We start from the raw sequence: 21,868 nt of genomic DNA, 5'->3' as shown, positions 1-21,868 counted from the left end.
GGCCGACATCCCTTGCCCGCAGCTCAAGCGCCTGCAAAATCGCTGCCGCCAGCCTCGCGCCGAAAGACTGTGTGAGATATCCGGGTTAGCCGCGAAGGAATGCCAGAAGATCGGCGTTCAGCCGGTCCTTGTCGACATGCAGCAAGCCGTGAGAACCGCCGTCGTACACGATGAGCTTTGCCTGCGGGATGAGCTTGGCCGTCAGCCTCGCAGAGATCTCGAGCGGGACGATCTGATCGTCGCTGCCATGCACCACCAGTGCGGGGACGGTGATCTTTTTGAGGTCGTCTCGGAAATCGGTCTCGGAGAAAGCACCAAGCGCATGGTAGGCGGCGAGAAAGCCGGTCGCCTGCCCCTGCCGCCAATAGTTCTGCCGCAATCCTCCCGAGACCTTCGCGCCCGGCCGGTTGAAGCTGTAGTACGGCATGGTGACGTCGAGATTCCATTGCGAGCGGTCAACCTGGACGGCCGCGCGGAAGCTGTCGAACAGCTCCTTGGGTGCACCGTTCGGATTTGTCGGCGTCTTCAGCAGAAACGGCGTCACCGAGGAAACGAAGGCGACCTTGGCGACGCGGCTCTGGCCATGACGGGCGACGTAGCGGGCCACCTCGCCGCCGCCCATGGAATGGCCAACGAAGGTCGCCTGCCGCAGATCGAGTGCATTGACCAGTTGCGCCAGATCATCGGCGAAGGTGTCGTAGTCGTAACCCTTGGCCGGCTGACTCGACCGCCCGAAGCCCCGACGGTCATAGGCGATGACGCGATAGCCGTTCTGTAGCAGGAAGAACATCTGGTCCTCCCAGGCGTCGGAGGACAGCGGGTAGCCGTGGCTGAAGACGACGGCGGGACCCGAGCCCCAATCCTTGTAGTAGAGGCTAGTACCGTCCTTCATGGTCAGACGGTCCGCTGTCGGCTTGCCGCTATTTGTCGGCGTGGGTGTTTTTGCATCGGCTGCGCTGACGCTAGCGGCGGCGATGCCGGCGCCGGCGGCAGCAACCCCCTTCAGCAGGTTGCGCCTGGAAGCGCCATTGGGTGTTGAGATCGTAGACATAGTGAACTCCATGCGAGAGGAAGCCGCTTGCGACGGCGAGATTGGTGGATGGGAGGCGGAGCGAAGAGCCGCTCTGCCTCGGTGCAGGCGCGGATAACCTCGTGTGATCAGAACCCGAGCCGGCGCAGATCCTCGGCGACGAACATCTGGCCGCTGCGGTTCTTGACGCTCGGCAGCTCGGAGACCTTCGCGCGCCAAGCGTTCAGCGCGGAATGATCCTCAGGCACGGCGATGCCGGCGGCATCGGCGAACATCAGCCCGGCAAACACGGTGATGTCAGCCATCGAGAATGCATCGCCAGCGACGTAGGAACGGCTCTGCAACACCGTGTCGAAATACTTCATGCCGCCGAGAGCCCGATCCCGCTGGCGGTTGCCCCAATCCTGACGGCCGGCCCATTCGGGGCTCTTGAACACTTGCAGGGCGGCCCCAAGGCCAGGCGTCGCGTGATGGAAGTAGTTGCCGACCGCATCGAGGAACTCGGTTTCAGCCCGCTTCTGCATCATGTGGATGACGGCCTTTTCCTTCGGCGTCTTGCCGGTGAGCTTCGGGTCGCCGTCGAGATTGTCGAGATATTCGGTGATGGCGGTTGCCTCGGCGATATACGCGCCATCGTCGAGCTGCAGGACCGGCAGTACGCCGGACGGGTTCTTCTCAAGAAAGGCCGGCTGCTTGTGTTCGGCGGCGATGAGGTCGACGGAGACGAACTCGACCTGCGGCTCAAGCCCCTTCTCGGCGAGGACGATGCGGATACGAGCCGGATTGGGAAAGCCGGGGCGATCGAAGATTTTCATAACAAGGCTCCTTTAACTGTCTATCGATAGATAGGTTACGCGATGCCGTTTACCCCTTCCCTTTTTCGGCGTCAACAACTATCTATCGGATGATAGGTACGGAACGACGATGGCTAAGACCAAAACAGATATGCGCGAGGCGCTGATGGCGGTCGCAAAGGCGACGGTGCAGGCGCATGGCTACAATGCGCTCAGCTTCCGCGAGCTGGCGAAAGAGGTCGGGATCAAGAGCGCCAGCGTGCACTACCATTTCCCGACCAAGGGCGACCTCGGGGCTGCGCTGGCACGCCGCTACACTGAAGATGGGGCAACCTATCTAGCGGAGGTGCTGGCGACGTCGAAGGACGCGACCTGGTGCATGGATCGATATACCGAGATCTTTCGTTCGGCACTGACCAACGACAATCGCATGTGTCTATGCGGCATCATGAGCGCCGAGCTCGACGATCTTCCCGCTGAGGTTCGGACCGAAGTGGACAAGTTCGCCGAGACGAACGTAGGCTGGATCACGCAGGTCTTGACGCGGGCCAAGCCTGCGGCTGGCGAGCAACAATTGCGGGAGCATGCGATGGCGATCTTCGCCGCCATCGAGGGTGCTCAACTCGTCGCGCGCGGCTGCCAGGATATTGCCATCTACGACCGGACGATCAGGACATATCGCGCCACTGGTCTCATACCTTAATTGCGCGAGATGGGGCGCCTGGCCGGTGGACGCTACAGCCCGCAGCGAGAGCAAATGGCAATTTCTGACTGAGGACGACCAGCGGATAGTTCCATGGCGTCGTGGCAAAGCCGAGTGAACTCACGTTGGGAACTACCCTTCAGCTCGCGAAGATCCTTGAGGAAGCCGGCCTGCCAAAAGGCGTATCAACGTCGTTACCGGCTATGGCGATCCGGTAGGCAACGCATCGCGGAACATCCCGACGTGGACGTCGTCTCGTGCCCGGGCTCGACCGCTACCGGGAGCGCCATTATCGTCGCCGCGTCCCGAACTCTCAAGAAGACCATAATGGAGCTTGGCGGCAAGAACCCGAATATTGTCTTTGCCGGCGGACCGAGAGCGTCGGCTCAGTAAAGCTGCTGATGCTTGAGAAAATGGTCCTCGCCGGCGTGCAATCGGGTGTTCACTGAGCGCCGGTCAACCGACCCGGCCAGAGTGGCTCGCGAGCGCGGTTTCGCTCCACAACATCCTCGAGCCACCTACGGATCTCGTCGTCATCCAACAGATGTGGCTGGTCCTGCAGCACGCCCCGATCCAGAATCTCGACCATGGTGTCGAGATCTTCGCGGGCATCGAGGCCGAGTGCTTCGATGCGGCATTCGTCGTCGCCCGCCGGACCGCCACATTCCTCGGGCGGGCAATTACCCTTGCCGCCGATGCAGGCCGGGTGGCGCTTGTGGGGCCCGGCTCAAGCCAGGCTTCGATCCGGACCTCGTGCTTCCAGTAGTCCGCCATGTCGTATTCGTAGACGAACTTGTCGCTGCGGCGGAAATTGAAGCTGCAAAGCGTTCGGTCGGGACGTTCGGCTCCCGGCTCCCAGGAACGCATAATGCACCGCGTGGATGCGAAACCGATAAAGGTGCAGGCTGCGCCATCCCAGCAGCACCTGAAAGACGCCATGCAGTTCCTTCAGTGTCATGGCGGCCGGTACAAGCACACGCCTCCAGATCATCGGGTTCACATCGAGCAGGCGGACCGTGAGTTGCAGGATCGAACCGCTGGCTCCTCCCGATGAGCCGATCTCGCCTTCAAGCATGCTCCAATCCGTCCCCCTGTGCGAAGCGTCACCACGGCAACTCTACCGCCGCTCTCTTGCTCGAACTACCTGAAACACCCCACAGATTTTCCTGCTCTCCATCTCGGCACCCTCGTCGGCACCATCAAGCCAGACGAATGCGCAAACTACTTCAACAACGCTGGATATGCTTCCGCCAAAACATGAAAGACTTAGTTTCTCAGACTGGGGGTGTCAGGAAAATCGTGGAAAAGCTTCGGCATCAGGGGCGTTTGCCCAGCTCTGCAATGTCTGGCCGCCGTCAATCAGCCAGTCCACGCCGGTAACGTGGCGCGCATCGTCCGAGGCCAGGAAGGCTACTGCGGCGGCAACGTCCTCGGGTTGACCGATTCGGCGCAGCGGAATGCGGTCGGAGAAGCGGCGAATGGCGGCTTCATAGGCCGCCTCGTCCTGCGCCGGCACACCCAGCCGGGTCTCGACGACCCCCGGACAGATGGCGTTGACGCGAATACCATAGGCCGCGGCGTCAAGAGCCGCGATCCTGGTCAGCCCGACCACGCCGTGCTTGGTCGAGGCATAGCCGGCGCCGCCGCACAGCACGTCCCAGCCCGCCATGGACGAGCCCATATTGACCACCGATCCCTTGATCTTGCCCGCGATCATGGTCGCCAGCGCCGCGCGCAGGACATAGAACATGCCGTTCAGGTTGATGTTGATGATGCGTTGCCAGTCCTCGATGCTCAGTTCGTGGACCGGCGCGACCTTTCCGGAGATGCCGGCATTGTTGAACAGCACATCGATCCGGCCGAAACGCGCGGCCACCGCCTTGACCGTGGCCTCCACCGCCACAGGGTCCGCTACGTCCACAGCAAAGGCTTCGGCGCGATCGCCGAACGTCGTTGCCAGCGCCTCGGCACGGACGCCGTCGAGGTCGGCGATGGCGACTACCGCGCCTTCCTCGACGAAGCGGCGTACCGCCGCAGAGCCGATGGCGCCGGCAGCGCCCGTGACCAGAACGATCTTGTCCTTGAAGCGCATCTTTCCTGTCTCCGAAACCCAGATACCGATCAGCGATAGTCGCGCCATGAGAAGCGCGGCGCAAATCCCAGCGCGGCCCTCGCCGCCGAGGTGTCGATGAAGGCGGCGTTGCCGTCCAGTTGGCGCGTGATCGGAACGCCGGGATAGGCTTGCGCCGCGAGCGCCGCGCTCGGCCGGTCCATATAGCTGTCGGCCGCGCTCAGAAAGACGCGCAGATGGCGATCGGCCGGTCTTTCGACCGCCGCGACGAAGGCAGAGGCGGCATCGCGCGCGTCGAGATAGGCCCAGAGGTCGCGGGCCGCATCGGCCTGCCGCCGGCGCGGCCCCACGGCGGCATGGAATGTTTCCGGTGTCTGGATCCAGGGCATGCGCAGGCTCAGGGCGGAAAAGGCGCCGCGCCGCACCATGGCCTCGACCATTTCCTCGCCGAGCCACTTGGTTGTCGCATAGACGTCCTGCGGGGCGGCGGTGTGGCCCTCGTCAACAGGTAGATAGGGCGGCATGACGGGCTGCTCGAAGAAGGGGTAGCCCAGAACGCTGAAGGAGGAGGCATAGACGAAGCGGGCTATCCCCATCAGCCGCGCCGCTTCGGTCGCGGCATACATGGCGGACATGTTGATGCGGAAGACATCCGCCGCCGCCCGCCCGGTCGGTCGCGGGATCGCGGCGATGTGCACCAGGGCACGGCATCCTTTTGCAAGCTCGTAGACGGCCGACAGGTCGGTCGCGTCGGCGCTCACATGCCTCCACGCCGAGCCGCTTGGCGGCGGGGCCAGGTCCAGGCCGATGACGTCATGCCCGGCCTCGGCAAGCGCCGCGGCGACGTGGCGGCCGAGCAGGCCGCTCGATCCCGTAACCAGGATGCCGCTCATGCCGCGGCCTCATCGAGCGCTCCTGCAGGGAGCGCCTTGATGATGCGCTCGGCAAGTTCGAGATCGTCGAGCCCGCCTTGAAGTTGCGCGATCGGCTTGGCCTCGCCGCGGATGCAGGCGATGAAATGCTGCCATTGGCGGCGGAAGGCGGTCTCCGGCGTGCCGGGCAGGATGCGCTCGCTCGGACCTTCGCCCGCGGCTTCGCGCAGGCGCACGGTGGCAGCCGCGTTGCGCACATACGGATTCTGGAAGTCGATGCGCACCTCGTCAGCCTCGCCGTGGACCGTCATCCATTCGTCCCACCATTCATATTGCGCCCCGAACGCGACTTCCAGCAGCGCCGGAACGCGGTCGGCAAAGCCCAGCACCGCCATCAGATGGGTCGGGCCGACCGCTTGCGCGTAGGACACGGTTTCGGCCACGCCGAAGGCGCCGCGCAGCACGGCGAGGTCGTGGCTGCCCAGCATCAGCAGCGTCATATAGAGATCGGCATAGGCCGCGTGCCGCCCGCCCAGCATTGTCGTGACGCGGCCGGCCACCTCCTGCTGACCGGCCTTGATCATGGCGGCATCGACATCCTTGCCGCGCACCTGGGTGTAAAGCTGCTGGTAGCGGTCGAAGCGGCCGGCGAAATCATGCACCTGGATCATCTTTGGACGGCCGATCGCCGCGATCCTCTCCAAGGCGAGCCTGTAGCCGGGATCGTAGAGCTTCATATAGCCGACCAGGGCCGTCAGGCCGCTCGCGGCGGCCGCCGCGACCAGCGGGCGTGCCTCCTGCGCCGTGAAAACCAGCGGCTTCTCTACGATGAAGTGCTTGCCCGCCTCGATGGCCGCGCGCACCACGGGTGCGTGGTCGAAGGTGCATATGACCACCGCATCGACCGCCGGGTCGCCAAGCAGATCGCGATAGTCACGGTAGCGTGCCGTGACGCCGTAGTGGCCGCCCAGGCTGTCGAGCACGCTCAGCGACAGATCGCAAAGCGCGGCGATCCTCGACTGTGGCAATTCGTGGATGATCGGCAGATGCATGAGCTGCGCGATCTCGCCGCAGCCGATGACGCCGATGCCCAGCGGGCGCGTTTGGGATGCGCTCATCGCAATCTCCGTTTCAGGACTTTACCGCGCCGGCGGTCAGGCCGGCGATGAAATGCCGCTGCATCAGCAGGAACACCGCTATGACCGGCAGCGTCGTCAGCGTGAGAGCGGCGAAATACAGGTTCCACATCGAGCCGTATTGCTGGAAGAAGGCGACGAGGCCGAGTGGGATCGTCTGCACCGACGGCTCGCGCAGCAACAGGAAGGCCAGGAAGAAGTCGTTCCAGATCTCGATGAAGGCGAAGATGGTGACCAGGGCGATGCCCGGACGGATGAGCGGCAGCATCACATGCCACAGCGTCTGCACCCGGCTCGCGCCGTCCATGCGGGCGGCATCCTCCAGCTCCATCGGCAGCGTCAGGAAGAAGCTGCGCATGATGAAGATGGAAAGCGGCAATGTCGACGCGGCATGGATGATGGCGATGCCGACACGACTGTTGACGAGCCCAAGGTCGCGCGCCGTCATGAACAAAGGGATCGCCATCACCTGCGGCGGCACCAGCATGGCGGCGACGATGAAGGCCAGGATGATGTTGCGTCCGCGGAATCTGATGCGCGACAGCGCATAGGCCGCGGGCGTGGCGGCCACCACCAGGATGAGCAGCGCGCCCGCGGTAATGCTCGCGGAGTTGAAGATGCGGGCGCCCATGCCGGAAATCTTCCAGGCCTCCGCATAGTTCGACCACAGAAGCTGCGAAGGTGGCCCCCAGACATTGGCGATCACCTCTTCCTTCGACTTGAAGGAGCCGAACAGAACCCAGATCAGCGGATAGAGCGTTTCGACCAGGACAAGCGCGAGCAGGCCGTAGACGAGGGCGAGCTCGCCACCGGCTCGACCAAGCAAGGAGCGGCGGCGCCTTGCAGGTATTTGGGCGGAGACAGCCTTGCCGGCCGGCACGGCAGGGGCGGGCGCTGCCATCGTCACAGGTCCACCCTCGAACGGCGCATGAGCGAAAGCAGCGCCACGCAGCAGAGCCCGACGATCAGGAACAGCGTAAAGCCCATGGCGCTCGCATAGCCCATGTTGCCGTCCTGGAAGGCGGTCTTGACCATCAAGGTCATCACCACCTCCGTGGCGTGGTTGGGGCCGCCCTGGGTCAATACCTGAACGATATCGAAATTGCGCACGAACGCGCCCGACAGGCCGAGGATGACGTTGATCAGCACGACCGGCATCATCAGCGGCAAGGTGATGTGGCGGAAGCGATGAAATGCGCTGGCGCCGTCGATACGCGCCGCCTCGTAGAGTTCGGCCGGAATGGTCTGCAGGCCGGCGAGATAGATCACGGCGTGGAAGCCCAGCCATTTCCAGATGTCGACCGCGACGATCGCATAAAGGGCGATGTCGGCATCGCCGAGCCAGGAACGCTTCAGGCCGGCAAGCCCGGCCAGGTCCAACGCGGCGTTGAGTAGGCCGAACACCGGATTGTAGATCCATGACCAAAGCAGGCCCGTCGCGGCAAACGACAGCGTGACGGGGATGAAGACGGCGGCGCGGATCGGCCCGCGAAAGAACGGCGCGCGATCGAGCAGAAGCGCAAGCCCCATGCCCAAGCCGTTCTTGAAGATCAGGATGAGGACGACGAAGATCAGATTGTTGAGCAGCGCGCCCTGGAACAGGCTGTCGCCGAAGAGCCGGGCGTAGTTGGAGAAGCCGACGAAGACCGGTGCGGAAAAACCGTCCCAGCGCGTCGCGCTGATCCACAGGCCGCGCAGGAACGGCCAGACGAAGAAGAGGCCGAGAAGCAGAGCGGCGGGAGCGAGCATGAGGGCGGCGGCGAAAGCATCGCCACCGGTCGCTCCTGCCCGTCGGCCGCTTGCCGCCATGTCCCGCTTCAGCCTTTTCCGGGAGCCAGCGTCAGACCCAACGTGCCGGTCAGATACTCGATGCTTTCGAGCGCGCTCTGCTCGGCGGTCTTCTGGGATGCGTCCAGCTCAACGATGGCAAGTCCGTCATATTCCGCGTCGAGCAAAACGTCGACCAGATCCGGGAGATCCACCACGCCGGCGCCAAGTTCGCAGAAGGCGGCGTAGCGTTCCGGCCCCTTCAGATTGTCGTCGACCCTGGAGTCCTTGAAGTGCATGTAGCGAACGGCCGACACATAGGTCTTCAGCGCGTCGACCGGGTCGGAATGCGTCTGCACCAGATGGGCGGGGTCGATGCAGAGGCCCGCGTGCCGGGTGTCGAGCTCGTCCATCATGCGATCGAGCTGCCCGCGGCGTTCGACAAACGTGTCGAGGTGCGGATGGTAGACGGCAGCGATGCCGAGGTCGGCGGTGCGGCGCCCGATGTCTTCGAGCGCCCGACAGAAGGCCTTGTAATCGTCGGGGGCATGCGCGTTGCCGGACGCCTCCGAGGGGCCGCCGCCAAGCACCAGCACCGGCGCGCCGAAGCCTTTCAGCAGGCGCGCGAGCGCTACCAGGCAGTCGCGCTCATAGGCCCATAGGTTGGGATTGATGAAGGTTGCATTGACATAGAGCGAGGACAGCTTGATGCCGAGATCGTTCTGGGCTTCCGAAAGCAGTGCGTAGCGGCGCAGGATGTCGGTGTCTGTCGTAACCCCTGCAGGCGGCAGATCGCCGAGCTGCATGTATTTGCGCGCGAACTGGTCGGACAGGCTGGTGAAGGCGAGGATCTCGAACCAGCCGAAGCCCTGGCCGGCGAGGAATTCGAGCGCCGGGCGCAGCGGCTGGCCGGTCAGATCCCAGCTGTTGAGATGGTAGCCGATGGAAAACCGCTGTCGGGCCGCGCGCGTCATGGAAGTATCTTTCTGCCTGGGAATGACGCCGCGGGCCGGTCTGCGTGCCCGGCCCGCGGCAGGGGGAGGATGGTTGTTATGGTTGGAAGGTCCCGGCTCAGTCCTTGGGTGGCCAATTGCCCTCGTCGACCAGCGTCTTGAACGCCGTCTGCACGCTGGCCGCGGCATCTTCGGGCGTGGCGGTGCCACCCACGACGCCGGCGATGCCGGAGGCGACCGCCGTGGTCACCTCGCTCGGCCACATCCAATCAAGGAACTTCACCGTATTCGGGAAAGTCGTTTCACGCAGCGATGCGGCATAGGGTTCGTTCACGCCATCGACACCCTTGATGGAGGTCGCGATGGGCTGGTCCGCGGCCAAGTAGATCTTGGCCACCTCCGGCTTGGTGAGATAGGCGATGAAGTCGAGCGCGGGCTTGACCTTCTCGTCCGGAATCGAGGCCGAGAGGCACATGCCGTTGTCGGCTCCGCCGCCATGTTTCGGCTCGCCCTTGGTGCCGGGCATCTTGGGGAAAGGAAACACGCCCCAGGTGAAGGTCTTAACGCTGTCCTTCAGCGACGGCACTTCCCATGTGCCGCCATAGTACATGGCGCTCTTGCCGCTGGCGAAGGCGGCGCGCATGCCGTCCATGTCGACCGAGAGCGAGTCTTTCGACAGGATGCCATCGTCCACCCACTGTTTGATGAGGCGGAAGGCCCCGACACTGGCGTCGTCGTTGAAAGGCTCCTTACCCTCGAGATGCGCCTGGGTCAGGGTGATCGGATCGCCGCTGGACTGCGCCAGTGCCTCGAAGTACCACATGGGCCACATGACCGCGTTGGCGCCCTGATGCAGCAGCGGAATGACGCCTGCCTGCTGTAGCTTCGGCACGGCTGCCTTGAGATCCTCGTAGGTCGGCTTCTCGGGAATACCGAGCTTCTTGAACAGTTCCACATTGTAGAAGATCGTGGAGGTCGACAGCGAGCTGATCGGCACGCCGTAGAGCTTTCCGCTAACCGTGAAGGCGCCGAGGCTGGTGGCGTCGACATTGCCCGCGAACGGCTTGACCTCGTCTGTGATGGGCTTGAGCAGGCCGCGACGGACATAGGCGCCGTTGACCCAATAGGCCGAGCAGGCGATCAGGTCCATTTCCTGGCCGGAAAGCTTCGCCGTCATCATGCGCTGCAGCGAACCGGACTGCGGCCCCTGCGCGTCCCATTCGACGGCGGCGACGTCCGGGTGCTCCTTCAGGAAGCCGGAGACGATCTGCTCGCGGATCTGCGTCTGGACTTCGGGCTTTTCGCGCGGCGCCAACACATCCAGCGACGAGCCGCCGAACACCTTGAGCGTGACGCCTTCGGCCTGCGCGACGCCCGACAGGTGGGATGGGGCGAGGGCAGCGGCAAGCGAGGCGGCGAAGACGAATTTCTTGAGGGAAGCGGGGGCAAATACAATGCGCGAACTGGGCATGGAACCAGACATCTCAGGAACCCCTCTGTTGATGCGCGAGCCGTCCTGATGCTCGAGCAATTCGTTGATTGTCATATGAGTAAGCGATAAGGTTCCCGCGTTGTCAAGTTGCAAGTTTCGGCGGTTTTCTCACTCAGGAAGGCGCCATTCTTCCCAGATACGGGAGATTTTCGCACGTGCTTAAAAATCGCTTGACTTCATTGGGGTTCGGCGTCTTGTTTGATCATCAACAAAGATAGACTGTCCGATGACGGTGAGAAACGAGGGCAAGCCATGTCGGTGGATGTCTTTTCCGCGCATTTCCAGGATCGCCAGCTCAGGCTCGATCCGGCACGCACCGCGCTTGTGGTCGTCGACATGATCAATGAGTTCTGCAAACCCGGCGGCAAGATGGTGCTTCCCGGCTATGAACGGCTCGTCGCGCCGCAACTGGCCTTGATCGAGGCCGCGCGAGCGGCCGGTGCGACGGTGATCTGGGTGCACGATGCGCACCGCCCGGGTATGCGCCGCGAGCGCGAATGGGAAAAGCGCACGCCGCATGGACTGGAGAAGACGTGGGCGGTCGAGGTCATCGAGGATCTCGGGGCGCGAGCGGATGAGATCCACGTGATCAAACGACGCTATTCTGCCTTCTTCCAGACGGACCTGGATCTCACGCTGAAGGACATGCAGGTGGATCAGTTGGTGATTTGCGGGGTGGTGACCAACATCTGTGTGCGCTCCACGGTGCATGATGCATTCTTCATCGGCTACGACGTGGTCGTGCCGGCCGATGCCTGCGCGGCGACGGGGCCGCGCGAACACGAGAGCTCGCTCTACGACATCGCAACGCATTTCGGCGTGGTGTCGGATTCGGCCGCCGTCGTCGCGGCGCTGCGCGAGGGCGTGCCGATCGCCAACATGATTGCCGCCTGAGACAACGACGTTTAGCTTTTGCAATGGAGGGCTCGCGGCCTTTGAATGAACAGAAGAACATGGAAACCGCATTGAGCGGCGAAGAGAAGACAGGCGAGAAGACCCTGTCCGCCCCCTCAAGCGCTGCGTTCGAGCTGCCGGAACTGGGCCGCGAGGAAATTCTCGCCTTCTACGCGCGCACCGGATATTCGCTCGAGCACCATGCCGCGCATATCCTGCGCAAAGCGCACCAGCGGGCGACGGCCTGTTTTCAGGAAGTGATGCCGCATGCCGACCTGACGCCCACACAGCATGCGGCGCTGGCGACGTTGCTGCGGCACGGGGAGGTTTCGCAGAACCATCTCGGGCGCCTGACGCAGATGGACCCCTCGACCATCAGCCTGGTGGTGAAGGCGCTGATGAAAAGGGGCCTGATCGAACGCAAGCGCTCGGAGACCGACCAGCGCATGACGATGATCACGCTGACCAATGCCGGCGTCCATTATACCTTGCCTTTGCTCGACCGCAGCATGGAAGTGGTGCGCCGGCTGCTTGCACCGCTGACCCCGGGAGAGCAGGCGACACTGCTTGATCTTCTCAACCGAATCAGCGGGTCGGACGATACGGCATAACACCTCAGGCGATGGGTCCGGCTCTGTCCGGCCTTCCCCAACCGATATCCCGCGGCAAGTGTCAGGGTCGGCATCCTTCCATGCCGGCAGATCCGCTGGTCCGCGGGCACAGAACAAGGACTTGTTGGCAGCATGCAGCATTCACACAAACCCGGCGGCGAGGCGAGCCGTCTCGTCATCCGCAATCTTGGCCCGATCCTGACGGGCGACATTGCCCGACCGTTGGCGGATGCCGACACGATCGTGATCGAGGACGGCCTGATCGTGGCCCTCGGTCGTGAAAGTGTCATGGGCCCAGGCTCCGGCTGCGCGGTTATCGATGCCAAGGGCTCGGCGATCATGCCCGGTATGATCGACAACCACGCCCATCCGGTCATGGGCGACTGGACGCCGCGGCAGAACCAGCTGGGCTGGATCGAATCCACGCTGCATGGCGGCGTGACTACGCTGGTTTCAGCCGGCGAGGTACATGTGCCCGGCCGCCCGCGCGACGTCGTGGGCGTGAAGGCGCTTGCCATCACCTCGCAGCGCACCTTTTCCGGCTTTTCGCCGCTGGGCATGAAGGTCCTGGCGGGCGCGCTGGTGCTGGAGCCGGGGCTCGAGGAGAAGGATTTCGAAGAACTCGCCGCCGCCGGCGTCACGCTCATCGGCGAATTCGGGCTCGGCGCGATCAAGGATGGACCCACCGGCCGCAAGATGATCGAGTGGGCGCGCCGCAACGGCATGACCTCGATGACGCATACGGGCGGCCATTCCATTCCGGGCTCGGCGCGCATTGGATCCGAGACCGTGCTCGAAGTCGATGCGGATGTCGCCGCGCACCTCAATGGCGGCCCCACCTCGCTGCCCGAGGCCGAGCTGCGGTTGATATGCGAGAAGAGCCCGCGCTATCTCGAGATCGTTCACAACGGCAATATGCGGGCAGCCCTCTTCGTCCTCGGGGTGATCCGCGAGATCGGCGCGCTCGACCGGCTGGTGCTCGGCACCGACGGCCCGGCGGGATCCGGCGTGCAGCCGCTCGGCATGCTGCGGCTGGTCACCATGCTTGCCTCGCTAGGCGACGTGGCGCCGGAAATGGCGGTCTGTTTCGCCACCGGCAATGTCGCGAGAATGCGCGGTCTGACGGATCGCGGCCGCATAGCCGAAGGCCTTGCCGCTGACCTCGTCTTCATCGACCAAGCGATGGGCGGCGCCGGCGAAGACGTGCTCGACGCCATGACGCTCGGCAACATGCCCGGTATCGGCATGATCCTGGTCGATGGCGTCCAGCGGATCGGACGCAGCCGCAATACGCCGCCCTCGGTGACCATGCCGGAGTTCGTGGCCGCCTGAAGCGCGGCCGATTCGATCCAGGCCGAAATATAAAAGCCGCCCGGCCCCGGACGGCTTTCCGGCGACACGCCGCCGGGTGCCAGCCGTCAGATCATGCCGTCCAACCCGACGATCTTGTCCTTTGTCAGTCCGCCGACACGCGGTAGCGGACGGCCCGAATCGGTCACCGCGATCGCAACTGCTATTTCGCCGGCCCGCGGCGCGTCGGCCACCCGAACCTCCATGCCGTCGAAATGGCTGCGCACCCGCGCCGCGTCCTTATGGCCGAGCGGAATGTCGAAGGCCGCGCCCGGCGCGCCGCGCTTCTTGGAGGAGGGAATGAGCGCGGCGCCGCCGCCGAGCACATCGCGGAACGGGGCGCCAAGCTCGGGGTGCAGCAAGGCCCCGGCATGCTCCAGCTCGCCGTCCTCGCCGACCAGCGCGGCCTTGCCGAAGCTTTCGACCCTGTCGCCCGAAAGCCCAAGGGCGGCCACCGCGCGCTCCGGCAAGATGCGGCCGAGCGCCTTGCCGATAGTCATCAGCGGCGTCAGGTCCTCTTGATAGGCGCCGGCGAACGGATTGATGATGATCGCCACCGCGGCGGCGCGACGCGTCGGGGTTTCCAGAACACGGCCGCCCTCGATCAGCGTTTCCTCGACGATCGTAACGATGCGGCGCACGCCGATATCCTCGCTCATCGCAAGCCGTCCTCGCCCTTGATCTCGCTGGCCTTGAGGCCGCCGACGCGGGCGTGCACGCGCGGACCCGTGGTCATGGCGAGCGCGACAACCATCTCGCCGGCGCGGGGCGCATCGTTGATGCCGACCTCAATGGCGTCGAAATGGCTGCGCACATAGGATGCGTCGATGTGAGTGATCGGCACGTCGAGCCGGGTGCCGGGGCCGCCGACCTTCTTGGTGGATGGAACGATTGCCTTGGCGCCGCCGAGAATCTCGCGCATCGAATAACCACCCGGATTGTGCCACAGCGCCGCGTGCTCGAGTTCGCCGGCGGCACCGACGATGGCGCCCTTGCCGTAACCTTCGATCGCCGCGGCATCGCCGCCCAAAGCCTCGAGCAGGCGCCTGGCCATTTCCAGGCCGAGCGGCTTCAGTTCATCCATAAACGGCATGAGATCCTCGACATAGCCGCCCGCGAACGGGTTTTCGATGACGGCGAGGATTGCTCCGCGCCTGGCCGGGGTTTCGGCCACGGGCCCGCCCTCATGAAAAATCTCATCGACGGAAATGACGAATTTCCGCACCGCGACCTCGGCCATGCCACTCTCCAGAATTCATTTGAGTAGCAACAGTCTTTCCTTGTGCCGCCAAAGTCAACCCTGGTTTCGTCTCGGCGCGACCGAGGCGGAGAAATCCGGACAATGGCGTCAGAAGCCCGCCCAAAGGGAGGGTTTCCCGCCAATTTCATCCAGTTCGTGGACCGCAGGGCTAATCCGAAGATTGCGGTGGGGGATTGACAACACTCTTGTATTTTTCGATGGTCATATGACCATCAACAAGATCGGCAGTGAGAAGACCGAGTTGATGGCTCCGCCGACAGGCTACCAGAGGGTTGAACCAAATGAAGTCATTCGCTCGCCTTTTGGCGGCCGGTATCGTGCTGGCCGCTTCCTCGCTTCCGTCTCTTGCCGCCGACAAGGTGCACGTGGCCGCGATCTCCGGTTATTTCGCGCAGGGCTTCGGCGTCTCCATCGTCAACGGCCTCAACAAGGCCAAGGACGATTTCGGCATCGACCTCAAGCTGGTCGACACCGGTAACCGCTCGCTGGACTACGAAGAGCAGTTCGCCAACCTTGCCAAGAGCGGCGAATACGACCTCATCTTCGTGATGGGCTGGGAACTGGTCGACGCGCTGCAGAAGGTCAGCGCGCAGTATCCCAACCAGCGCTTCGTCTTCATCGACGGCGTGCTTGACAGCAAGTCGATGATCTACGCGAACTTCGCCGAGGAGCAGGGCTCCTTCATCGCCGGCGCGCTGGCCGGCATGGTCGAGGATCTCGGACCCGCCTTCGATAAGATCGGGTCCGGCAAGGCCATAGGCTTCGTCGGCGGTCGCGACATTCCGGTCATCCGCAATTTCCTCGGCGGCTATGAGCAGGGCGTGAAATACGCGGCCCCCGACGTCAAGGTGAACGCCGTCTTCGCCGGCACCTTCGACGATCCCGCCAAGGGCAGCGAACTGGCCATGACGCTTTACGGGCAGGGCGCCGACATCGTCTACAATGTCGCCGGTCCGACCGGCGAGGGCGTCATGCAGGCGAGCGCCGCGGCCGACAAGTATTCGCTCGGCGTCGACATCGACATGTGCTCCTCGGCGCCGGGCAACGTGCTTGCCAGTATGCTCAAGCGCGGTGACGTGGCCGTCTATTCGATCATCAAGGACGAGGTCCAGGGCAAGAAGGTGCAGGCCGGCACCCGCACCTTCGATCTTGCCTCGGGCGGCGTCGAGGTGAAGCTCTGCGACGACGCCGCGGCCAAGTTGCCCGCGGCGGTCAAGGACAAGCTCGAAGCCTTGCGCCAGGATGTGATCGCCGGCAAAATCACGATCGCCAAGGCGAAATAGGCTTGCCGAAACCGGCGGCCGGCGCCCAAGTTCGGCGCCGGCCCTTCATTTACCAGCTTTCTTGTTTCGGCTCGTCGTCATCCATGGACCTAGCGGTACAGCTTCAGGGCATCACAAAGCGCTTCGACGCGTTCACCGCCAACGATCGCATCGACCTGTCCGTGCGGCACGGCGAAATACACGCCATCATCGGCGAGAACGGCGCCGGCAAGACGACGCTGATGAACATCCTTTTCGGGCTGCTGCAGCCCGATGAAGGCACCATCTCGGTCAATGGCAAGACTCTCGTCGTCACCAGCCCGGCCGTCGCCATCGCCGAAGGCTTGGGTATGGTGCACCAGCACTTCAAGCTCGTGCCCTCGCTGACCGTCGCCGACAACATCTTCCTCGGCATGGAAATCCGCAGGCGTGGCCTCATCGACCGCAAGGCCCAGATCGAGCAGGCGCGGACGCTGTCGCGCAAATTCGGCCTCAACGTCGATCCCGCGGAGCGCGTTGCCGGTCTTTCGGTCGGGATCGAGCAGCGCATCGAGATCCTCAAGGTGCTCGCCCGCAACGCCCGCATCATCATCCTCGACGAGCCGACGGCGGTGCTGACGCCACAGGAAAGCCGGGATCTGTTCGCCACGCTGCGCAGCTTCGTGGAAGACGGCATGACGGTCATCTTCATTTCGCACCACCTCGAGGAGGTGATGGCGGTTTCCGACACCATCACAGTGCTGCGCGATGGCCGCGTGGTGGCGACACGCGGCAAATCCGAGCTTTCCAAGCGCGAGCTCGTGCGCATGATGGTGGGGCGGGACGTCAGCTTCGACCGGCGGCCCCGCTCGCCGGGTTCCGGACGCGCGGTGCTGTCCGTCAGCGATCTGTGGGCGCGCGACGATCGCCGGCTGCCGGCATTGAAGGCGGTCAATCTGAGCGTGCGCGCGGGCGAGATCGTCGGTATTGCCGGCGTCGCGGGAAATGGACAGACCGAGCTTGCAGAGGTGCTGTCCGGGCTGCGACCGGCCAGCCATGGTTCGGCCCTGCTGCACGGCAAGGAACTGCTCGAGCATTCACCGGCGCAGATCCGCGCTCGCGGTCTGGCGCATGTCCCTGGCGATCGCCTGGCGCGCGGCGTGGACGGCAACGTCGCGCTGTCGGCCAACATGCTGATGGGGCGCCAGCGCAAGGAGCCCTACAACCATCGCGGGCTGATCGACTGGAGCGCGGTGGATCGCGAAACGAAAGCGCTGATGGAGCGCTTCGACATCCGCGCGCGGGGTCCCCGGGATATCACCGGCAGCCTGTCGGGCGGCAACATCCAGAAAGTGGTGCTGGCGCGCGAATTTACCGCCGGCGGCGATTTCCTGCTGATCGACCAGCCGACACGCGGCGTCGACATCGGCGCCCAAGAGGCCATTCACAGCGAGATCATGCGCCAGCGCGCGGAGGACAAGGCCATCCTGCTGATCTCGACGCAGCTGGACGAGCTGGCCGCGCTTGCCGATCGGATCCTGGTGATGTTCGAGGGGCGCATCATGGGTGAGATCGACGGCGCTGCGATGGACGAGGAGAGCATCGGACTGATGATGGCGGGAATAGATCCGGTCGCTGCGGCGGAGGCTCAATGATCGCCTCGCTCCTGCCGAGAAACCTCAGGCGCACGCTTGCGGGTCAATTGCTGGCGCTGGCAATCGCGCTCGCGCTCGGCTCGATCGTCATTTTGATGATCGACGAGAATCCGCTGCGTGTGTTCGCCACGCTGATACGCGGCGCCTTCGGCGATTCGGAGAAGATCGCCGGCACGCTGCTGCAGACCACCCCGATCATGATCTGCGGCGTCGCCGCCTGCATCGGGCTGCGCGGCGGCATGTTCAACGTCGGTATCGAGGGCCAGCTCTTTCTCGGCGGCTTCGCGGCGGCGTGGGTGGGCTTTTCCTTTGCACTGCCGCCGGTCCTGCATGTGCTCGTCGCCATGGCGGCGGCTGTCGCGGCCGGCGCGGCCTGGGTTTCGGTGCCGGCCTATTTCCGCGTCCGGTTCGGCGCGAACGAAGTGGTGTCGACCATCCTGGCGAATTACGTCGCGGTGCTGCTGACCTCCTATTTCACCATCTTCATCTTCAAGCGGCCCGGCGGCTGGTCGGAAACGCCGCCGATCCTGCCGAGCGCCTATCTGCCGGAGCTGTTTTCATTCTCCCGGCTCAATATGGGCCTGCTTGTCGGGCTTGCCCTGGCGGTGGCGGCCGCGCTGTTCTTCCGCTTCACCGCCACCGGCTACGCCGTCACCATGGTGGGATCGGCGCCCAAATTCGCCGAGTATGGCGGCATCAATGTTCGCCGCGCCGGGTTCGGCGTCTTGATCGCCTCCGGTGCCGTTGGCGGATTGGCGGGGGGCGTCGAGACACTGGGCGTGCATCACCGTTTCATGGAGGGGTTCGCGCCCGGCTTCGGCTTTGATGGGCTGATCGCGGCCCTTCTTGCCAACGGTTCGCCGATCGGCACGATCTTTACCGCGCTGTTTTTCGGAGCCCTGCGGGCCGGTTCGCTGCTGCTCGAGGTCGACACCACGGCCTCCCGTGAGATCATCACCGTGATCCAGGCCCTGATCATTCTGGCGGTCTCGGCCGATCTGCTGCTGCGCCGCAAGGGTGACCGCACCGGGGGGCGCCGATGGAAGTTCTAGCTACGTTCTTCAATGTCGGGCTTTTCGTCGCCACGATCCGCACCACCACGCCCATCCTTTTGGTGGCGCTCGGCGGCTCCTTCACCACCAAGGCCGGCATCTTCAACATCGGCCTGGAAGGGCAGATGTTGATCGCGGCCTTCTTCGCCGTGATCGGCTCGATATGGACTGGCTCCTCCTTTGGCGGCCTTCTGATCGGCGTGGCGGCGGCGCTCGCCTTCGCGCTGGTCTACGCCGTGCTGGTCGTCAGCTTCCGCGCCAACGAGGTGGTCGTCGGCCTGGCGCTCAACATCCTTGCCGGCGGCATGACGATCTCGCTGATGAAGGCCATCTTCGGCACGCGCGGGTCGGTCGTGGGGCGCGGCATCGTCGGGCTGCCGAAGGTGCAACTCCCGGGCGCGCGCGACATGCTCGGGCCGTCCTATGCGCAGCTCATTTCCGGTTACACGCCGCTGGTCTATGTCGCCTTCCTCTCGGTTCCTCTGCTGATCCTGTTCTACGCCCGCACCCGGCTCGGCCTTTATCTGCGCGTCGTCGGCGAGAAGCCGGAAGCCGCCGAGACGCTGGGCATCTCGATTGCCAAGGTCCGCTATATCGCCTCGCTGCTGTGCGGTCTGTTCGCCGGCCTGGCCGGTGCGCATATGTCGCTCGGCTACATCACCATGTTCACCGAGAACATGTCGTCGGGGCGCGGCTTCATGGCGGTGGCGATCCTGATCTTTTCCGCCGGCAATCCGCTCAAGGTCCTGCTCGGCTGCCTGTTGTTCGGCTTTGCCGATGCCTTTTCGCTGCGTCTGCAGATCCTCAATTTCCCGTCCTATCTGATCCTCGCCGTGCCCTATGCCGTAGCGTTGATGGCGCTGTTCGTCTTGTCCTGGCGCACGCGTCCCAAGCTGGTCCGCGAGACGCTGGAGACGATGCGCAGCGCTCTGTCGGGGAAGGCGCAAGACAGCGGCGGCAAACTGCCCGCCGATAACCGCTCGTGACTCCCTTCAACTTCCGAGGCCATTCATGCAACGCATTATTCTGGACGTGGATTCGGCTGGCGACGACATTCTCGCCGTGCTGTTCGCCGCCGCTCACCCGGACCTCAGGCTGGAGGGCGTGACGACGACGATCGGCGCGGCCGGACCGATCAAGCAGGTCACCGATGTCATGCTCAACAACTTGTCGCTCGCGGGCAAGGACGATGTGCCGGTGCATGCCGGCGCCTGGCGCCCGATCGTCGGCAACTCCAAGCAGGACATGCTTGCCCCGGTTCATTTCGAAAAAAGGCTGACGGCGCGCTTCGGCGACAGGCTGAAGGTCTTCAATCCGCCGGCGCCGGAGCCGAAACGCAAGGCGACGCCCGGCCACGCGGTGGACTTCATCATCGATACCGTGAAGTCCGCGCCAGGCGAGATCACGCTGGTGACGACCGGGCCGACCACCAACGCCGCGCTGGCGTTTCTGCAGGAACCGCGGCTGCCCTCACTGTTAAAGTCCATGCTGGTGCTGGGCGGCAATTTCTCGACGCCCGGCAACATCACGCCGCTGTCGGAATACAACATCTGGGCCGATCCCGAGGCCGCGCGCATCGTGCTCAACGCGGAGGTCGACAAGATCCTCGTTCCGCTCGATGTCTGCGAGGACAACCGCGTCGCCGACAGCATGCTGACCCGCGACGACCTGGCCGACATGGAGGCGCTGGCCGCCGGCGTCGCCAACCCTGTGGTTGAGATGATCCGCACTGTCTTTCCGATCTATATCGACATATGGCGCGATTTCTTCGGCCTTGTCGGCTTTCCGATGGACGACGTCATCACCGTGGCGCTGGCGATCGATCCCGGCCTCGTCGCGACGACCGCGCCGCTCTTTGCCGATGTGGTGCTCGAGAAAGGCGTGGCACGCGGCCAGGTTGTCGCCTATCGCGGCCACCAGATATTGCCCGGCGGCGGCCCCGAGACGACGCGCATTGCCACGGGACTCGACGGACGCCGCTTCCTCGACATGTTCAAGACGACCATGGCCCGCTACGGCCAGCCAGCAGCCTGAAGGATCCCAGATCATGCCGACACCAATCCTCTACGACTGCGATCCCGGCCACGACGATGCCATCGCGCTGGTGATGGCGCACCGCTCGCCCGACATCGAGCTTCTGGGCGTCACCACGACATGCGGCAACGCCGAACTCGAAAAGACGACGGACAACGCCATCCGGGTGCTCGATTTCGTCGGCGCCAGCGACGTGCCGGTCGCCGCCGGCTGCGCTCGGCCTTTGGCGCGGCCGCTGGTTCTGGGCACCGCCGATGGCCCGAGCGGGCTCGAAGGCTCACCCTATCTGCCGAAGCCCTCGCGCGGGCCCCTCAAGCAGCATGCGGTGGACTTCCTTGCCGAAAAGCTCGCGGCATCACCGGATCCGTTGTTGGTGGTGGCGACCGGCCCGCTCTGCAACATCGGCCTGCTCGTGCTCAAGCACCCGCACGTGCTGCCCAAGGTCAAGGAGTTGATCTGGATGGGCGGCGTGTTCTACCGCAAGAGCGAGATCATCACGCCGACCGAGTTTAACGCCTTCTGCGACCCCGAAGCCCTGAAGCTGGTGCTGGACGCCAGGGTGCCTATCACCATGATAGGGCTCGACGTGACCATGCAGGTGCTGATCGAGGCGCCGCAATATAAGGAACTGGCCGCCATCGACACGCCGCTCGGCCGCGTGGCCATGGACTGGCTGAAGTTCTACGAGAAGCTGCACCGCAACTCGATGGGCGTCGGCGGCGCCATGCACGACCCGCTGGCGCTGGCGCTGGCGATCGATCCAACCCTGGTCCGAACGCGTCCCGCCCATATCGGCGTCGACCTGTCCGGCAGCTACACATTCGGCGCCACGGTGGCCGATTTCTGGCATGACCGCGGTGAGGAGGACAATGCGCGAATCGCCTATGATGTCGATGCGGACCGCTTCTTCAAGCTGATGTTCGATTTGCTCCGCTAGCCTGAATATCTCAGG

26 protein-coding genes are annotated in these 21,868 nt (G+C 64.2%); 12 read left to right on the top strand and 14 right to left on the bottom strand.

The genetic code is table 11. The features are described from left to right. Positions 1 to 85: 85 nt before the first annotated feature. Together NKI20_RS12760 and NKI20_RS12755 are read right to left on the bottom strand one after the other, a co-directional pair. Positions 86 to 1,051: an alpha/beta fold hydrolase gene (locus NKI20_RS12760; protein WP_352830962.1), complete on the bottom strand. Its 966-nt coding sequence runs from the start codon at positions 1,049 to 1,051 to the stop codon at positions 86 to 88. A gap of 107 nt (positions 1,052 to 1,158) precedes the next feature. Next, positions 1,159 to 1,845, bottom strand: coding sequence for a glutathione S-transferase family protein (locus NKI20_RS12755; protein WP_352830960.1), 687 nt, complete (start codon positions 1,843 to 1,845; stop codon positions 1,159 to 1,161). Between the two features lie 109 nt (positions 1,846 to 1,954). Here NKI20_RS12755 and NKI20_RS12750 point away from each other — a divergent pair, with 109 nt between their 5' ends. Then, a complete protein-coding gene (locus NKI20_RS12750; RefSeq protein WP_352830958.1) occupies positions 1,955 to 2,527 on the top strand; it encodes a TetR/AcrR family transcriptional regulator in 573 nt (190 codons plus the stop codon). On the opposite strand, the gene NKI20_RS12745 is transcribed toward NKI20_RS12750, so the two are convergent. Next, positions 2,517 to 2,651, bottom strand: a complete 135-nt coding sequence (locus tag NKI20_RS12745; protein WP_352830956.1) for an aldehyde dehydrogenase family protein — start codon at positions 2,649 to 2,651, stop codon at positions 2,517 to 2,519. The genes NKI20_RS12750 and NKI20_RS12745 overlap by 11 nt on opposite strands. Here NKI20_RS12745 and NKI20_RS12740 point away from each other — a divergent pair. Together NKI20_RS12740 and NKI20_RS12735 are read left to right on the top strand one after the other, a co-directional pair. Next, positions 2,629 to 2,745 carry an aldehyde dehydrogenase family protein gene (locus NKI20_RS12740; protein ID WP_352830954.1) on the top strand — a complete coding sequence of 39 codons (117 nt, stop codon included), beginning with the start codon at positions 2,629 to 2,631 and terminating at the stop codon, positions 2,743 to 2,745. The two genes, NKI20_RS12745 and NKI20_RS12740, sit on opposite strands and share 23 nt — an antisense overlap. Before the next feature lie 7 nt (positions 2,746 to 2,752). Further along, the gene (locus tag NKI20_RS12735; RefSeq protein ID WP_352830972.1) at positions 2,753 to 2,920 is read left to right on the top strand and encodes an aldehyde dehydrogenase family protein; all 168 of its coding nucleotides are present in this window, start codon (positions 2,753 to 2,755) and stop codon (positions 2,918 to 2,920) included. A gap of 63 nt (positions 2,921 to 2,983) precedes the next feature. Here NKI20_RS12735 and NKI20_RS12730 read toward each other — a convergent pair whose 3' ends face one another. From NKI20_RS12730 to NKI20_RS12690, 9 genes are all read right to left on the bottom strand, one after another. Further along, positions 2,984 to 3,301, bottom strand: coding sequence for a hypothetical protein (locus NKI20_RS12730; protein WP_352830952.1), 318 nt, complete (start codon positions 3,299 to 3,301; stop codon positions 2,984 to 2,986). Further along, positions 3,255 to 3,602 (bottom strand): IS1096 element passenger TnpR family protein, encoded by a 348-nt coding sequence (locus NKI20_RS12725; RefSeq protein WP_352830950.1) that lies wholly within the window; start codon positions 3,600 to 3,602, stop codon positions 3,255 to 3,257. Before NKI20_RS12725 ends, NKI20_RS12730 begins: the two co-directional genes overlap by 47 nt. Before the next feature lie 213 nt (positions 3,603 to 3,815). Then, positions 3,816 to 4,619 carry an SDR family NAD(P)-dependent oxidoreductase gene (locus NKI20_RS12720; RefSeq protein WP_352830948.1) on the bottom strand — a complete coding sequence of 268 codons (804 nt, stop codon included), beginning with the start codon at positions 4,617 to 4,619 and terminating at the stop codon, positions 3,816 to 3,818. A gap of 29 nt (positions 4,620 to 4,648) precedes the next feature. Continuing rightward, positions 4,649 to 5,491: an NAD-dependent epimerase/dehydratase family protein gene (locus tag NKI20_RS12715; RefSeq protein WP_352830946.1), complete on the bottom strand. Its 843-nt coding sequence runs from the start codon at positions 5,489 to 5,491 to the stop codon at positions 4,649 to 4,651. Then, positions 5,488 to 6,588, bottom strand: coding sequence for a Gfo/Idh/MocA family protein (locus NKI20_RS12710; protein WP_352830945.1), 1,101 nt, complete (start codon positions 6,586 to 6,588; stop codon positions 5,488 to 5,490). Before NKI20_RS12710 ends, NKI20_RS12715 begins: the two co-directional genes overlap by 4 nt. Before the next feature lie 13 nt (positions 6,589 to 6,601). Next, on the bottom strand, positions 6,602 to 7,507 hold the full coding sequence (locus NKI20_RS12705) for a carbohydrate ABC transporter permease (RefSeq protein ID WP_352830944.1): 906 nt from the start codon (positions 7,505 to 7,507) through the stop codon (positions 6,602 to 6,604). A 2-nt stretch (positions 7,508 to 7,509) separates the two neighbouring features. Continuing rightward, a complete protein-coding gene (locus NKI20_RS12700; RefSeq protein WP_352830943.1) occupies positions 7,510 to 8,415 on the bottom strand; it encodes a carbohydrate ABC transporter permease in 906 nt (301 codons plus the stop codon). Between the two features lie 8 nt (positions 8,416 to 8,423). After that, positions 8,424 to 9,347 (bottom strand): sugar phosphate isomerase/epimerase family protein, encoded by a 924-nt coding sequence (locus tag NKI20_RS12695; RefSeq protein WP_352830942.1) that lies wholly within the window; start codon positions 9,345 to 9,347, stop codon positions 8,424 to 8,426. 97 nt (positions 9,348 to 9,444) lie between these two features. Next, a complete protein-coding gene (locus tag NKI20_RS12690) occupies positions 9,445 to 10,809 on the bottom strand; it encodes an extracellular solute-binding protein (protein WP_352830941.1) in 1,365 nt (454 codons plus the stop codon). Positions 10,810 to 11,070: 261 nt separating this feature from the next. Here NKI20_RS12690 and NKI20_RS12685 point away from each other — a divergent pair, with 261 nt between their 5' ends. The 3 genes from NKI20_RS12685 to NKI20_RS12675 all read left to right on the top strand — a co-directional run bounded on the left by NKI20_RS12685 (position 11,071) and on the right by NKI20_RS12675 (position 13,655). After that, on the top strand, positions 11,071 to 11,712 hold the full coding sequence (locus NKI20_RS12685; protein WP_352830939.1) for a cysteine hydrolase family protein: 642 nt from the start codon (positions 11,071 to 11,073) through the stop codon (positions 11,710 to 11,712). Between the two features lie 41 nt (positions 11,713 to 11,753). After that, on the top strand, positions 11,754 to 12,323 hold the full coding sequence (locus NKI20_RS12680) for a MarR family winged helix-turn-helix transcriptional regulator (RefSeq protein WP_352830937.1): 570 nt from the start codon (positions 11,754 to 11,756) through the stop codon (positions 12,321 to 12,323). Between the two features lie 132 nt (positions 12,324 to 12,455). Beyond that, complete coding sequence (locus NKI20_RS12675; RefSeq protein ID WP_352830935.1) at positions 12,456 to 13,655, top strand: amidohydrolase family protein; 1,200 nt, start codon at positions 12,456 to 12,458, stop codon at positions 13,653 to 13,655. Positions 13,656 to 13,741: 86 nt separating this feature from the next. Here the strand turns inward: NKI20_RS12675 and NKI20_RS12670 are convergent, their stop codons facing one another. Next, positions 13,742 to 14,332: an amino acid synthesis family protein gene (locus tag NKI20_RS12670; protein ID WP_352830933.1), complete on the bottom strand. Its 591-nt coding sequence runs from the start codon at positions 14,330 to 14,332 to the stop codon at positions 13,742 to 13,744. Next, positions 14,329 to 14,913: an amino acid synthesis family protein gene (locus NKI20_RS12665; RefSeq protein WP_352830931.1), complete on the bottom strand. Its 585-nt coding sequence runs from the start codon at positions 14,911 to 14,913 to the stop codon at positions 14,329 to 14,331. The genes NKI20_RS12670 and NKI20_RS12665 overlap by 4 nt, the downstream gene beginning before the upstream one ends. 302 nt (positions 14,914 to 15,215) lie before the next feature. On the opposite strand from NKI20_RS12665, the gene NKI20_RS12660 reads away from it, so the two are divergent. From NKI20_RS12660 to NKI20_RS12635, 6 genes are all read left to right on the top strand, one after another. Next, positions 15,216 to 16,217: a BMP family lipoprotein gene (locus NKI20_RS12660; RefSeq protein WP_352830929.1), complete on the top strand. Its 1,002-nt coding sequence runs from the start codon at positions 15,216 to 15,218 to the stop codon at positions 16,215 to 16,217. Between the two features lie 83 nt (positions 16,218 to 16,300). Continuing rightward, on the top strand, positions 16,301 to 17,830 hold the full coding sequence (locus NKI20_RS12655; protein ID WP_352830927.1) for an ABC transporter ATP-binding protein: 1,530 nt from the start codon (positions 16,301 to 16,303) through the stop codon (positions 17,828 to 17,830). Then, on the top strand, positions 17,827 to 18,882 hold the full coding sequence (locus NKI20_RS12650; protein WP_352830925.1) for an ABC transporter permease: 1,056 nt from the start codon (positions 17,827 to 17,829) through the stop codon (positions 18,880 to 18,882). Before NKI20_RS12655 ends, NKI20_RS12650 begins: the two co-directional genes overlap by 4 nt. Beyond that, the gene (locus NKI20_RS12645; protein WP_352830923.1) at positions 18,870 to 19,868 is read left to right on the top strand and encodes an ABC transporter permease; all 999 of its coding nucleotides are present in this window, start codon (positions 18,870 to 18,872) and stop codon (positions 19,866 to 19,868) included. Before NKI20_RS12650 ends, NKI20_RS12645 begins: the two co-directional genes overlap by 13 nt. Positions 19,869 to 19,893: 25 nt before the next feature. Then, complete coding sequence (locus tag NKI20_RS12640; RefSeq protein ID WP_352830921.1) at positions 19,894 to 20,916, top strand: nucleoside hydrolase; 1,023 nt, start codon at positions 19,894 to 19,896, stop codon at positions 20,914 to 20,916. A 13-nt stretch (positions 20,917 to 20,929) separates the two neighbouring features. After that, positions 20,930 to 21,853, top strand: coding sequence for a nucleoside hydrolase (locus NKI20_RS12635; protein WP_352830919.1), 924 nt, complete (start codon positions 20,930 to 20,932; stop codon positions 21,851 to 21,853). The last annotated feature ends 15 nt before the right edge of the window (positions 21,854 to 21,868 follow it).

Origin of the sequence: Mesorhizobium sp. M0830 (assembly GCF_040319965.1) — a bacterium.
Taxonomy (GTDB): domain Bacteria; phylum Pseudomonadota; class Alphaproteobacteria; order Rhizobiales; family Rhizobiaceae; genus Mesorhizobium.
Note: the sequence above shows the minus strand (reverse complement) of the source record. Positions and strands in the feature narration are given on the sequence as shown.